Origin of the sequence: Shinella sp. G-2 (genome assembly GCF_050172695.1) — a bacterium.
GTDB lineage: Bacteria > Pseudomonadota > Alphaproteobacteria > Rhizobiales > Rhizobiaceae > Shinella.
The window spans coordinates 1-12,998 of the sequence record NZ_JBBEYH010000038.1 but is presented as its reverse complement, the minus strand read 5'-3'; the positions used below and the strand labels follow the sequence as shown (position 1 = coordinate 12,998).

General features: G+C 64.6%; 13 protein-coding genes. 12 read left to right on the top strand and 1 reads right to left on the bottom strand.

Going from position 1 to position 12,998, the window contains the following annotated elements; genetic code table 11:
* The first annotated feature begins 171 nt into the window (after positions 1-171).
* The 9 genes from V8U06_RS27905 (at position 172) to V8U06_RS27865 (ending at position 9,038) form a co-directional block, all read left to right on the top strand.
* Positions 172-363: a Flp family type IVb pilin gene (locus V8U06_RS27905; RefSeq protein ID WP_427143458.1), complete on the top strand. Its 192-nt coding sequence runs from the start codon at positions 172-174 to the stop codon at positions 361-363.
* A gap of 101 nt (positions 364-464) precedes the next feature.
* A complete protein-coding gene (locus V8U06_RS27900; RefSeq protein WP_427143457.1) occupies positions 465-971 on the top strand; it encodes an A24 family peptidase in 507 nt (168 codons plus the stop codon).
* Between the two features lie 177 nt (positions 972-1,148).
* On the top strand, positions 1,149-1,967 hold the full coding sequence (gene cpaB, locus V8U06_RS27895; RefSeq protein WP_427143456.1) for a Flp pilus assembly protein CpaB: 819 nt from the start codon (positions 1,149-1,151) through the stop codon (positions 1,965-1,967).
* 14 nt (positions 1,968-1,981) lie between these two features.
* Positions 1,982-3,448, top strand: a complete 1,467-nt coding sequence (locus V8U06_RS27890) for a type II and III secretion system protein family protein (RefSeq protein ID WP_427143455.1) — start codon at positions 1,982-1,984, stop codon at positions 3,446-3,448.
* Between the two features lie 35 nt (positions 3,449-3,483).
* Entirely contained in the window at positions 3,484-4,176 is a 693-nt protein-coding gene (locus V8U06_RS27885) for a CpaD family pilus assembly protein (RefSeq protein ID WP_427143454.1), read from the top strand.
* A 36-nt stretch (positions 4,177-4,212) separates the two neighbouring features.
* Positions 4,213-5,499, top strand: a complete 1,287-nt coding sequence (locus V8U06_RS27880; protein ID WP_427143453.1) for an AAA family ATPase — start codon at positions 4,213-4,215, stop codon at positions 5,497-5,499.
* Positions 5,500-5,548: 49 nt separating this feature from the next.
* Positions 5,549-7,024: a CpaF family protein gene (locus tag V8U06_RS27875; RefSeq protein WP_427143452.1), complete on the top strand. Its 1,476-nt coding sequence runs from the start codon at positions 5,549-5,551 to the stop codon at positions 7,022-7,024.
* Positions 7,025-7,042: 18 nt separating this feature from the next.
* Positions 7,043-8,053, top strand: a complete 1,011-nt coding sequence (locus V8U06_RS27870) for a type II secretion system F family protein (protein ID WP_427143451.1) — start codon at positions 7,043-7,045, stop codon at positions 8,051-8,053.
* 10 nt (positions 8,054-8,063) lie between these two features.
* Positions 8,064-9,038 carry a type II secretion system F family protein gene (locus V8U06_RS27865; protein ID WP_427143450.1) on the top strand — a complete coding sequence of 325 codons (975 nt, stop codon included), beginning with the start codon at positions 8,064-8,066 and terminating at the stop codon, positions 9,036-9,038.
* Positions 9,039-9,134: 96 nt separating this feature from the next.
* Here the strand turns inward: V8U06_RS27865 and V8U06_RS27860 are convergent, their stop codons facing one another.
* Entirely contained in the window at positions 9,135-9,944 is an 810-nt protein-coding gene (locus V8U06_RS27860) for a tetratricopeptide repeat protein (protein ID WP_427143449.1), read from the bottom strand.
* Positions 9,945-10,077: 133 nt separating this feature from the next.
* On the opposite strand from V8U06_RS27860, the gene V8U06_RS27855 reads away from it, so the two are divergent.
* The 3 genes from V8U06_RS27855 (at position 10,078) to V8U06_RS27845 (ending at position 12,755) form a co-directional block, all read left to right on the top strand.
* Entirely contained in the window at positions 10,078-11,469 is a 1,392-nt protein-coding gene (locus V8U06_RS27855) for a leucyl aminopeptidase family protein (RefSeq protein WP_427143448.1), read from the top strand.
* A 61-nt stretch (positions 11,470-11,530) separates the two neighbouring features.
* On the top strand, positions 11,531-11,881 hold the full coding sequence (locus V8U06_RS27850) for a MarR family transcriptional regulator (protein ID WP_427143447.1): 351 nt from the start codon (positions 11,531-11,533) through the stop codon (positions 11,879-11,881).
* A gap of 16 nt (positions 11,882-11,897) precedes the next feature.
* Complete coding sequence (locus tag V8U06_RS27845; protein ID WP_427143446.1) at positions 11,898-12,755, top strand: NlpC/P60 family protein; 858 nt, start codon at positions 11,898-11,900, stop codon at positions 12,753-12,755.
* Positions 12,756-12,998 lie beyond the last annotated feature (243 nt).

Here is a 12,998-nt window from a genome sequence, read left to right as displayed (position 1 = left end):
GCCCTGCATTTAAGGAACGGGTAACCATAGATCCGGTAGTGACCCGTTAGGGTTTGGTTAACCGAATTCCTTAAGCCGATGGAAATGGCGGGCCTGTAGGTTGCAAGCATCCGAACAACGGAAACAGTTGGCGGACGTGCTGAACCAACATCGTGGAGCTAGGAGAATACCATGACCAAGATTTTCGCCCGCCTTATGAAGGACGAATCTGGCGCAACCGCCATCGAATACGGCCTGATCGCCGCTCTGATTTCCGTCGCCCTCATCACCGGCGCAACGTCGCTCGGCGGTACGCTGAACAACACGTTCCGCAACATCTCCGCGAAGATGACGAGCGCCCAGACGCAGTCTACCGGCTACTAAGTCCGTCTGCATAAGCGAGAAAGCCGCCCGAGGAGGCGGCTTTCCTGTTCCTGCCGCGTCCGCGGCAAGGTGAGGCGCTGCTGCGCCGAAGGAAGGTTGCCGTGACCCAAGCCATCATCTTCGTGGTCTTTCCGCTCTGCCTTGCGGTCGCAGCCTGTTCCGATTTCCTGACGATGCTCATTCCCAACCGGGTTTCGGCGATCCTTTTGGCCTCGTTCTTCGTGGTGGCGCCGCTTGCCGGCCTTGGCCTGACCGACATCGCCATGCATGCCGCGGCCGGTCTTGCCGTCTTTTCCGCCTGTTTCGCGCTCTTCGCCCTGAACGTCATGGGCGGCGGCGATGCCAAGCTTCTGACCGCGAGCGCCGTCTGGTTCGGCATGACGCTGTCACTCTTTGAATTCCTGATCTACGTGTCGTTCATCGGCGGGATCCTGACCATGGGCATCCTTGCCCTGCGCGCGCATACCAATACGATCCTGGCCAGTGGCCTGCCCGTGCCCGCGCATCTGATGACGGCCAAGAAGGTGCCCTATGGCGTCGCCATCGGCATCGCCGCCTTCATGGCCTACCCGTCCTCGCCGCTGATGCTTGCCGCGTTCGGCGGCTGATACTCACTTTAAAAAATGAATCGGGACCGCCGGTCGAACAGCCGGCGGTAAAGCCATGTCCGGGCATGCCGTCGTCAACCGGCGGTTAACCATGTTCGTAAGGCAGGAATTAACCATAATTACACCATTGCCGGTCAATGTGGGCGGATAGGAGACTCCGCAGCTCAGGGAAACCACATGAAACCGGCGCGAATCATCATTCTGGCAGTGGCCGTCGTCTCGGCGGGCGTGGCAGGGTTTCTAGCCCTGCAGATCGCCCAAGGCGGTGGCACGTCGGTGGTTGAGACCCAGACCGTCGTGGAGCGTGAGCCCACCATCAACGTGCTCGTGGCCAAGGAAAGCCTGCCGGTCGGCGCGCGGCTCACCCCGGAAGCGATCGCCTGGGCCGCCTGGCCGGAAGGGTCCATCGTCGAAGGCTTCATCACCGACCAGAATCGTCCGGACGCGATGGAAACGCTGAACGGCGCCATCGCCCGCATGCCGATCTTCAACGGCGAGCCGATCCGTCAGGAGAAGATCGCCGATTCGTCCAACCGCATCATGTCCTCGCTGCTGCCCTCCGGTAAGCGGGCCGTTGCGACGGAGATCTCGGTCGCGACGGGCGCCGGCGGCTTCATCCTGCCGAACGACCGCGTCGACGTCATCATGGTTCGCAAGGGCGAAGCCGGCGCCTACCTGACCGAGAACGTGCTCTCCAACGTTCGCGTTCTGGCCATCGACCAGCAGATCCAGGAAAATCCGGACGGATCGAAAGCGACGATCGGCACCACAGCCACGCTGGAACTGACGCCCGACCAGACCAAGGTGATCGCGGTCGCCCAGCAGATGGCCGAGCGCCTGTCGCTGGCGCTGCGGTCCGTCGCCGACGCCCAGGAGCCGGATACGAGTGCAGCCGATTATCTGCTGTCCGGTGGCGATGGCCGCCCGCAGGTTCAGGTGATCAAGACCGGTACAATCGTCAACGGCACGAGCGCTGCTGCCGTACCACAGCAATGACCAGGAGCTGACCCGTGTTTGGAATTGCAAAGACTTTTCGGGCTTCTGTCGCCGGCGGTATCAGCTTTTGCCTGGCCGTTGCCGGCGTGCCCGAGGCTTTCGTCACCGGCATCGCTGCTAAGGCGTCGTCCTCGGTCATCCGCATTCAGGAAAGCGGCCCAGGCGCGCGCAAGTCCGTCAGGCTCGGCCTCAACAAGGCGATCGTGATCGATCTGCCGACCGATGCCCATGACATCCTCGTCGCCGATCCGGTGAAGGCGGATGCCGTGACGCGCACCTCGCGCCGCATCTATCTCTTCGGCAAGGAAGTCGGCCAGACCAACATCTTCGTTTTCGGTCCGGGCGGCGAGGAGATCGTCAGCATCGACCTCAATGTCGAGCGCGATGTCAGCGGCCTCGAAACGAACCTGCGCCGTTTCATTCCCGATTCCGATATTCAGGTCGAGATCATCTCGGACAACATCGTGCTGAGTGGCTCCGTACGCACGCCGCAGGATGCCACCCAGGCGGTGAATCTTGCGGAAATCTTCCTTAAGGGCGGTGAAGCGACCACGCGCACCGTGGTCTCGCAGGGCAACAACGGCGACGCGGCCATCTACGGCGAAGGGCGCCAGCGCTCGCAGGTCGTCAACATGCTGCAGATCGAGGGCGAGGACCAGGTCACGCTGAAGGTGACCGTGGCGGAAATCCGCCGCGAGGTGCTGAAGCAGCTCGGCTTCGACAACACGTTCAGCCGCGTCGCCGGCGGCTCCGGTTCCAATCTCGACGTTCTGACCTTCAATGCCGCGTCCACCGGCCTGACCGGCACGATCGCGGGCAATGTCGGCAAGCTCGGCATCGAGGCGGTTCTGAGCGCGCTCGAGCAGGCAAAGGCCATCCGCACGCTGGCCGAACCCACGCTGACGGCGGTTTCCGGTCAGTCGGCGACGTTCAATTCCGGTGGCGAGCGGCTCTACTCCGTGCGCGACGGCAACGGCGACGTTCAGATCGAGCGCTTCCAGTACGGCATCTCGCTCGGCTTCACGCCGACTGTGCTCTCTTCGGGCCGCATCGGCCTGCGCATCCAGACGAAGGTGTCGGAACCGGTGGATTCCGCGACGGGCGGTGCTGAATATCGCCGCCGCGACGCGGAAACCGTGGTCGAGCTGCCCTCCGGCGGTTCCATCGCGCTGGCCGGCCTCATCCGCGATGACGTGCAGCAGACCATGTCGGGCACGCCGGTCGCCTCGAAGGTTCCGGTGCTCGGCGCGCTCTTCCGCCAGAAGACCATCGAGCGCAACGAGACGGAACTGGTGATCATTGCCACGCCCTATCTCGTGAAACCGGTGGGCCGCAACGCGCTGGCGCGGCCGGACGACAATTTCAATCCGGCCAACGACGCCGCAAGCGTCTTCCTCGGCCAGGTGAACCAGATCTATGGCCGGAAGAACGCGCTGCCCGCTCAGCGCTACGAAGGCAGCGTCGGGTTCATCTACAAGTGATCGGGTGCGACGTGACGAAGGGACGGACCCAGCCAATGGCAAACGAAATGCATTCCACCCGCAAGACCGCTCGCAGCGTTGCGCTCCTGGCCATGGCGGCACTCGTCGCGGTCGCCTCCGGCTGCGCCAATGCCGACCGCACGACGACGGGTTCGCTGCCGGACGACTACCGTACGCGCCATCCGATCATCGTCGGCGAACAGGAGCGCACGATCGACATTCCGATCGCTACCGGCGCGACGCAGTTGACGCGCGGCCAGAGCGAAGTGATCGCGGGTTTTGTCGGCGACTATTCCGGGGCCTCGTCCGGCATGTTCCGCATCATCCTGCCGCGCGGCGCGCGCAATGATGCAGCGGCAATGGTGGCAGGCCGACAGATCCGCAAGCTGCTCGCGCAGTACGGCATTCCCGCGCGCAAGGTGATGATGGAAAGCTATTCCGCCGGCGATCCGGCGGAGGCCGCCCCGATCCGTCTTGCCTATTTCGCCATCACCGCGTCCACGCCGGCCTGCGGCCAGTGGCCGGAAGATCTGGTGGTGAACACCTACGAGAACCGGAACTATCACAATTTCGGCTGTGCGACGCAGAACAACCTTGCCGCCCAGATCGCCGATCCGAACGACCTTCTCGGTCCCCGCCGCATGACCCCGGCGGATGCGACGCAACGCGGCGAAGCGCTCAAGCGCTACCGCGGCGCCTATACCGAACTGAAGGAGATGAACGATTGATCTCCCACCTTTCCTCCAGCCGGGCGCGGTAAAGCCATGAGCACGGTCGACTACGACTTCAAGAACGAGGCCATGCAGGATCAGGCGGACGAAACCGTCCGCCCGACGGATATCGAGTCCGTGCGCCCCCTGCCACGCATCTCCGTTCACGCCTTCTGCGCGAGCGAGGCGATGCTGCGCACCATGGAGCGGTGCGGGCAGGACCGGCGTCTGGCCAAGGTGAGCCTCCGCATTTCCAGTGCGAGCATCACGGCGGCCGCCAACATGTTCGCCTCCGCGCCGACGCCCAACCTCCTGATCCTCGAGACGGAGACCGAGCCGCGCGGCATCATGGAGGAGCTGGCCCCGCTCGCCGAGGTGTGCGATCCCTCCACCAAGGTCATCATCGTCGGGCGCTACAACGACATTCCGCTGTATCGCGAGCTGATCCGCAACGGCATCTCCGAATATATGGTCGGCCCCGTCGGCATGGCCGAGGTGCTGAACGCCATGGCGGCGATCTTCATCGATCCGGAGGCGGAGCCGCTCGGCCGCACCGTCGCCTTCATCGGCGCCAAGGGTGGTTCGGGCTCCTCGACCATCGCGCATAACTGCGCCTTCGACATTTCCAACCTGTTCCAGACCGAGGTGATCCTCGCCGACCTCGACCTGCCCTATGGTACGGCGAACATCGACTTCGACCAGGATCCGCCGCAGGGTATTTCCGAGGCGATCTATGCGCCGGAGCGGCTGGACGAAGTCTTCCTCGATCGCCTGCTGACCAAGTGCTCCGACCATCTGTCGCTGCTTGCGGCGCCCTCCATGCTCGACCGCGCCTACGATCTCGAGCGCGGGTCCTTCCAGCCGGTCCTCGAAGTGCTCCAGCGCAGCGCGCCGGTGACGGTGCTGGACGTTCCGCATGCCTGGTCGGAATGGACGCGCACGCTGCTGTCCGAGGTGGATGAACTCGTCATCACGGCGGTGCCGGACCTTGCGAACCTGCGCAATGCGAAGAACATGCTCGACGCGTTGAAGAAGCTGCGGCCCAACGACAAGCCGCCGCATCTCATTCTCAACCAGGTCGGCCTGCCGAAGCGCCCGGAAATCGCGCCCAACGATTTCTGCGAACCGCTCGGCATCGAGCCGGTCGCAGTCATTCCCTTCGATGCGCAGCTCTTCGGCACGGCGTCCAACAGTGGCCGCATGATCGCCGAGATGGACCGCAAGTCGCCGACTGCCGAGACCTTCTCGCAGATCGCCCATCTGGTGACGGGCCGCGCGACGGTGAAGAAACCCAAGAAGGCCGGGCTCGGCAAGATGCTGGGCCTCCTCGGCCGCAAGTAGGCCGCAAGTAGGCCGCCTTGAGGCGGCGCAACAGACTGGATGATGTGGCATGTTCGGCAGACGTGGCAATGAAGGTTTCGGCAAGAGCGGCGGGGCGGGCCAGACGGCCCATGCCGCACCCGTGGCCACCACGACCGTGACGGCGGAGCGGCCGGCGGCCGCCGCGCCCTCGCAGCCCGTTTTAGAGCCTGCCCCCCCGCCGGTTGCCGCCGCCGCCCCGGCCACGGCGCGCCGCCGCGTGGCCCGCACCGAGGACTATTACGACACCAAGAGCCAGGTCTTCTCCGCGCTTATCGACACGATCGACCTGTCGCAGCTCGCCAAGCTCGACACCGAGAGCGCGCGCGAGGAAATCCGCGACATCGTCAACGACATCATCACGATCAAGAACTTCGCGATGTCGATCTCGGAGCAGGAAGAACTGCTCGACGACATCTGCAACGACGTTCTCGGCTACGGCCCGCTCGAGCCGCTTCTTGCGCGCGACGACATTGCCGACATCATGGTGAACGGCGCCGGCAAGACCTATATCGAAGTGGGCGGCAAGGTGCAGGAATCGGAAATCCGCTTCCGCGACAATGCCCAGCTTCTGTCGATCTGCCAGCGCATCGTCAGCCAGGTCGGCCGCCGCGTCGACGAATCGAGCCCGATCTGCGACGCGCGCCTGCCCGACGGTTCGCGCGTCAACGTCATCGCCCCACCGCTCGCCATCGACGGCACCGCGCTCACCATCCGCAAGTTCAAGAAGGACAAGCTGACGCTCGACCAGCTCGTCCGTTTCGGTTCGATCACGCCGGAAGGCGCGACGCTGCTGCAGATCATCGGCCGCGTGCGCTGCAATCTCGTCATCTCCGGCGGTACCGGTTCGGGCAAGACGACGCTGCTCAACTGCCTGACGCGCTACATCGATACCGACGAGCGCGTCATCACCTGCGAGGACTCGGCCGAACTCCAGCTGCAGCAGCCGCATGTCGTGCGCCTCGAAACCCGCCCGCCGAACATCGAGGGCGAGGGTGAGATCACCATGCGCGACCTCATCAAGAACTGCCTGCGCATGCGTCCCGAACGCATCATCGTCGGCGAAGTGCGCGGACCGGAGGTCTTCGACCTTCTTCAGGCGATGAACACCGGCCACGACGGCTCGATGGGCACGATCCACGCCAATACGCCGCGCGAATGCCTTTCCCGTATGGAATCGATGATCGCCATGGGCGGCTTCACGCTGCCGGCCAAGACCGTTCGCGAGATCATCGCCGGCTCCATCGACGTCATCATCCAGGCGACGCGCCTGCGCGACGGTTCACGCCGGATCACCCACATCACCGAGGTGATCGGCATGGAAGGCGACGTCATCGTCACCCAGGACCTGATGCGCTTCGAGATCCAGGGCGAGGACGCCAACGGCCGCCTCATCGGCAAACATACGGGTACCGGCATCGGCAAGCCGCATTTCTGGGATCGCGCCCGCTATTTCAACGAGGACAAGCGCCTGGCGGCAACGCTCGACGCGATGGAGAAGCCGTAAGGGGCGGGCGGAGCGCGGATGTTCGGACTGGATATCAACCTTGTGGCGATCTTCGCGCTGGCGGCGCTTTCCACCGCCGGCCTTGCCTATGGCGTGCTCTTCTCGCGCATCGAGGCGCAGAAGAAGGCGGAAAGCCGCGTACGCCGCGTGCAGGCCGCCGAGACCGATCAGGGCAAGGCCAAGGCTGCGCGCGATCGCATGCAGGAATTGTCCAAGCGCCGCAAGTCGGTGCAGGATTCCCTGAAGGACCTCGAAAAGAAGCAGCAGGAACAGACCCGGCGCATCGCCACCACCCTGAAGGCGCGGCTCATCCAGGCGGGCCTGTCGATCACCCCGGCGAAATTCTACGTCTTCAGCGCGATCTTCGGCCTCTTCGCCTTCGTGCTGACCCTCATCGGCGGCGGCGGACTGCTGATCGCTCTGGGCGTTGCCTTCATCACCGGCGCCGGCCTGCCGCGCTGGTTCGTCGGCTTCCTCATCAAGCGCCGCCTGAACAAGTTTCTCGAGGAGTTCCCGAATTCGCTCGACGTCATGGTGCGCTCCATCAAGTCGGGCCTGCCGCTGACCGACGCGCTCCGGCTGATCGCCGCCGAAGGGCAGGACCCGGTGAAGACGGAATTCCGCAAGGTGGTCGAATCCCAGCAGGTCGGCCTCAGCGTTCCTGAAGCCTGCGCGCGCATGTTCACCAACATTCCGCTGCAGGAGGTCAACTTCTTCTCCATCGTCATCGCCATCCAGAGCCAGGCGGGCGGCAACCTGTCGGAAGCGCTCGGCAACCTCTCCCGCGTGCTGCGCGAGCGCCGCAAGATGCGCGCCAAGGTCAATGCGCTGTCGATGGAAGCCAAGGCCTCCGCCTGCATCATCGGCGCCCTGCCGTTCATCGTGGCGCTGCTCGTCTACCTGACGTCGCCGGAATATATAAGCGTCCTGTTCCAGGATTCGCGCGGCCATCTCATTCTCGGCGCTTCAGCGATATGGATGTCCATCGGCATCGTCGTGATGCGCAACATGATCAACTTCGACATCTAGGGAGCGCAACATGGTCGCCATGCTTACCGATCCCGCCATCCTGCTTCCGGCCTTCGTCATGATCGCGGTGCTGGCGACCTTCTATACGCTGGCGGCGCCCTATTTCGACCGCGGCGATCTCGACAAGCGCATGAAGGCCGTGGCGCTGGAGCGCGAGCAGATGCGCGCGCGCGAACGCGCCCGTCTCAATGCCGAAGCCGTGCAGAGCAAGGCCTCGCTCCGCGCCCAGCACAACACCTCCGTCCGCCAGGTCGTCGACCGGTTGAACCTGCGCGAGGCGCTGGTCGACGCCAACACGATGAACCGGCTGCGGCAGGCCGGCCACCGTTCGCAGAACGCGCTGAACATCTTCCTGTTCGCCCGCTTCGTCCTGCCCTTCGTGTTCATGGCGATCGCCGCCTTCTACATCTTCTATCTCGGTTTCCTCGGCGACAAGCCGCTGCCGATGCGCATCCTCGCGACCATCGCGGCCGCCTATCTCGGCTTCTACGCGCCCAACATCTTCATCTCCAACCAGGTGAACAAGCGGCAGAAGTCGATCCGGCGGGCCTGGCCGGATGCGCTCGACCTCATGCTGATCTGCGTGGAATCGGGTATTTCCATCGAAGTCGCCTTCAAGCGCGTGGCGGACGAAATCGCCATGGCCTCCTCGGAGCTTGCCGAGGAACTGGTGCTCACCACTGCGGAACTCTCCTTCCTGCAGGAACGCCGGCAGGCCTATGAAAACCTTGGATCGCGCATCGGGCTCGATACGGTGCGCTCGGTGATGCAGGCGCTCATCCAGGCCGAGCGCTACGGCACGCCGCTCGCCCAGGCGCTGCGCGTGCTGGCGCAGGAATGCCGCGACCAGCGCATGAACGAGGCGGAAAAGAAGGCGGCCGCCCTGCCGCCCAAGCTGACCGTGCCGATGATCCTCTTCTTCCTGCCGGTGCTGATCGCCGTCATCCTCGGTCCCGCCGGCATCCAGGTCGCCGATACGTTCTGATCGAACGCCGAGCGCCAAAAGAAAACGCCCCGGTCGATGTTGTCGGCCAGGGCGTTGGCGTCTTGGGAGGGACGCTTGGGAAAGGGATGCCGGGGGTCAGTTGGTGTTGCCGCTATCGTCGGCCGCAAGCTTCTTCCAGGCGTTCTGCTGGGCCAGCATGGAACGCAGATAGGCAACGTTGGCTTCGGCCTGCTCGGCGGTCAGTTCCTGGCGGGCGATGGTCTCGGCCTCCTGGAAGCGGCCCTGCAGGCCGACGGCGAGCGCGAGATTCTGGCGCACGCTGCTGTCGGCGCCGGGCTGGCTGGCGGCCGAGCGCAGGTAGGTTTCCGCCGTCTTCAGGTCGCGGGCGAGCACATAGGACATGCCGAGATTGGAGAGGATCGAAGGCTCGTTCGGCTGGAGGTCGAGCGCCTGCCGGTAGCGGAGGCGCGCGTCGCTGGAGCGGCCGAGCTGGTCGAGGATCGCGCCTTCGGCGGATTTCAGCCTCCAGTCCGGCCTGTCCGGCGTCTGGGCGCGCAGGATGGTGTTCAGCGCCTGCTCGAGCTGGCCGGCGGCGGCCTGCGCCTTGCCGTAGGCGGCGAGCACGTCGCGGTTGTTGGGGTTGCTGATGGCGACCTGCTGCATCACGGCGAGCGCCTGGTCGTTGCGCCCGTTCATGCGCAGAACCGTGGCATAGTTCATGCCGACCTGCGGATCCCGTGGGTTCTTCTCATAGGCCTGGCCGATGCTGTCAGCCGCGCCGCGCAGCTCGTTGGCGTTCATCTCGCCGACCGGCTTGGAGGATTTGGCGATGGAGCCCGTGGTCATGTTGCTCTTGCCGGCGCAGCCCGCCACCGCCATGGCGATGGCCAGGAGTGCCGCGCCCCTCAGGAGCGTCGAGCGAAGTGACAGTGGGCTGGCAGCCATGATCGATCCCCGAAGCGTTTTCGCATCCGCGGCGGTCAAGAATCACGCCGCAATCTCCACTCCAGCAATAATCTGTTAACCCTAACAGAGTGTTAATTGCCTGATTCCGAGGCTCTCTCCCAAAGGTTCCGCCATGGCCCCCTTCCAGTTCATCGAACGGCCCTCTCCCTTCAATACGAAGAATGGCAAGACCCTGCCGATCTTCGCGATCACGCCGGCGCATATCGAGACGGGAACCATCGATCCGATCGCGCTCGACTGGGCACGAAAGGCCGGCTTCAAGGCGGAAGCGGGCGGGCTGCTGATGGTGCCGACGGCGGACGGCCATCTCGGCGGCGCGCTGTTCGGCCTCGGAAAGAACCCGTCGGATGCGCCTTTCCTGACCGGTAAGCTGGCGCGCACGCTGCCGGCGGGCGACTGGCACATCGAGACGGCGCCGCTGACGGCGAATCGGCTGGCGCTCGGCTACGGTCTCGGCAGTTACCGCTTCGAGCGCTACAAGGCTTCGGCCTCCGAGGCGCCGACGTTGCTCATCCCGAGCGATGCCGACGCCACCGACATCAAGCGCCAGCTCGCCGGCGTGTTCCTTGCCCGCGATCTCGTCAACACGCCCACCAACGACATGGGGCCGGAAGCGCTGGAAGACGTATTCCGTGCGCTCGGCGAACACTACAAGGCCAAGGTCTCGGTCATCACCGGCGACGATCTCCTGAAAGAGAACTTCCCGCTCATCCACACGGTCGGCCGCGCCTCCGCGCAGGCGCCGCGCCTTCTGGAGCTCACCTGGGGCAAGAAGGGCCACAAGCGCGTGACGCTTGTCGGCAAGGGCGTCTGCTTCGATACGGGCGGCCTCGACATCAAGCCTTCTGCCTCGATGCTTCTCATGAAGAAGGACATGGGCGGGGCGGCGAATGTCATGGGCCTTGCCCTGATGATCATGGATGCCAAGCTCAAGGTGGACCTGCGCGTGCTGCTGCCGGTCGTCGAGAATTCCATCTCGGCCAATGCCTTCCGCCCGGGCGACATCTACAGGAGCCGCAAGGGCCTGACGGTGCAGATCGACAATACGGATGCCGAAGGACGCCTGATTCTCGCCGACGCGCTCGCCTATGCGGACGAGGAGGATGCCGACCTTATCGTTGACATGGCGACGCTGACGGGCGCTGCCCGCGTCGCGCTCGGCCCGGACCTGCCGCCGTTCTTCACCGATGACGATGATCTCGCGCACGATCTTACCGAGGCGAGCCTTGCCGTCGACGACCCCATGTGGCGCATGCCGCTCTATATGGGCTACGACAAGGACGTGTCCGCCCGCATCGCCGACCTTACCAATGCGCCGGCGGGCGGCATGGCGGGTTCGATCACCGCGGCCCTGTTCCTCAAGCGCTTCGTGACGCGCAACAAGCGCTGGGCACATTTCGACATCTATGCCTGGGCGCAGGCCGAGCGGCCGCATTCGCCCGTCGGCGGCGAGGCCCAGGCGATCCGCGCGCTTTACCATCATCTGCGCCATGCGACGGCGTAAGCTTTCCTTCGGGTGTTTGATACGGTAGCGTAACGATTATCACGCAAAGCCCGGAGGCGCCGTGCCGGTAGATTTGAGCCCATCGCAGGCCCTCGGCCTCTGGCGTGAGGTCACGCTGGACCAGGTGCGCGAGGACGGACGCGACCTGACGCTCCGCCAGCTCGCCATCCTGCTCGAGATCTACCTCGTGCCGCCGCCCCATACGGTGCGCGGGCTTGCCGCCAAGCTCGGTGTCACCAAACCCGTCATCACCCGGGCGCTCGACACGATGGGCGAGCAGGGTCTCGTCACCCGCCTGCGCGACGAGCGGGACCGCCGCAACGTCGTCATCAAGCGCACCGTGGAGGGCGCGCTCTATCTCGAACGCCTTGGCGATGTTATCATCGCAAAGGCCCGCGCCCAGAAGCCGTGACATCCCGGAAAACACCATGAACGCCCTGCCAGACCGCCGCCTCAATGCCTTTCGCCCCGACCTTGCAGAGAGGGCCCTGGAGGGCACCGTTCCGGCGGAGCGCTATGTAACGGGCACGCCCGCACGCCTCGCAGTGCCCGTCGCCGATCTGCGGCCCCGGCCGGATGCGGGCGCCGGCATCGACACGCAACTGCTGTTCGGCGAGGGCGTGCATGTGCTCGACCGGGCGGACGGCTGGGCCTGGGTGAAATCCGATTTCGACGGCTATGTCGGCTATCTCCAGGAAACGGCGCTTGTCGCCCCGGGCGCGCCCGCGACCCATGTCGTCGCCGTGCCGCGCAGCTTCGCCTATACCGGCGCGGACCTGCGCACGCCCACGGCCTTCGCCCTGTCCATCGGCAGCCGCCTGACCGTCGTCGGCGAGAGCGAGACACGGGGCACGCGCTACGTCACGCTGGAAGGCGGTCAGTCCGTCATCGCCAGCCACTGCCTGCCTGTCGGCGGAGCGGCGGGCGACGACTATGTGGCGCTTGCCGGCCGTTTTCTAGAAACGCCCTATCTCTGGGGCGGCCGTTCCGGCTTCGGGCTCGATTGCTCGGCGCTGGTGCAGCTTTCCATGATGATGACCGGGCGGCGCGCGCCGCGCGATTCCGACATGCAGGCCGCCGGCCTCGGCACGCCCATCGAACGCGAAGAACTGCGCCGCGGCGATCTCGTCTTCTGGAAGGGCCATGTGGCGATCATGGAGGACGAGACGACCATCATCCACGCCAATGGCCACACGATGAGCGTCGCCCGCGAGCCGCTGGCCGCCGCCATCGAGCGCACCGGCTATCTCTACCAGCAGCCGACGGGCTACCGCCGACCCGTCTAGGCTCCAGTCTTATCGCAATCAGGCGCCGAAGCGGCAACGCTTCGGCTGGAATGCTCTAAATTCTTTTGTTTTCGTTTGTCTTTTCGGGAAAACCGGTTCCCACTTTTCCCTGACAAACTCTAGGCTCAGGACCTATTAATTTGGAATAAGTTGTGATTCATGGCCTCTGGCAGGAGGCTATTATGAGTGATTTGTTTTTGCTGAGCGAACAGCAGATGGCGCGGATCGCGCCGTATTTTCCTT

Bases quoted from the DNA above. Each gene is read 5' to 3' on its own strand.
- V8U06_RS27905 (WP_427143458.1), top strand. From the start codon at position 172: ATGACCAAGATTTTCGCCCGCCTTATGAAGGACGAATCTGGCGCAACC.
- cpaB (WP_427143456.1), top strand. From the start codon at position 1,149: ATGAAACCGGCGCGAATCATCATTCTGGCAGTGGCCGTCGTCTCGGCG.
- V8U06_RS27885 (WP_427143454.1), top strand. From the start codon at position 3,484: ATGGCAAACGAAATGCATTCCACCCGCAAGACCGCTCGCAGCGTTGCG.
- V8U06_RS27880 (WP_427143453.1), top strand. From the start codon at position 4,213: ATGAGCACGGTCGACTACGACTTCAAGAACGAGGCCATGCAGGATCAG.
- V8U06_RS27875 (WP_427143452.1), top strand. From the start codon at position 5,549: ATGTTCGGCAGACGTGGCAATGAAGGTTTCGGCAAGAGCGGCGGGGCG.
- V8U06_RS27870 (WP_427143451.1), top strand. From the start codon at position 7,043: ATGTTCGGACTGGATATCAACCTTGTGGCGATCTTCGCGCTGGCGGCG.
- V8U06_RS27865 (WP_427143450.1), top strand. From the start codon at position 8,064: ATGGTCGCCATGCTTACCGATCCCGCCATCCTGCTTCCGGCCTTCGTC.
- V8U06_RS27860 (WP_427143449.1), bottom strand. From the start codon at position 9,944: ATGGCTGCCAGCCCACTGTCACTTCGCTCGACGCTCCTGAGGGGCGCG.
- V8U06_RS27855 (WP_427143448.1), top strand. From the start codon at position 10,078: ATGGCCCCCTTCCAGTTCATCGAACGGCCCTCTCCCTTCAATACGAAG.
- V8U06_RS27845 (WP_427143446.1), top strand. From the start codon at position 11,898: ATGAACGCCCTGCCAGACCGCCGCCTCAATGCCTTTCGCCCCGACCTT.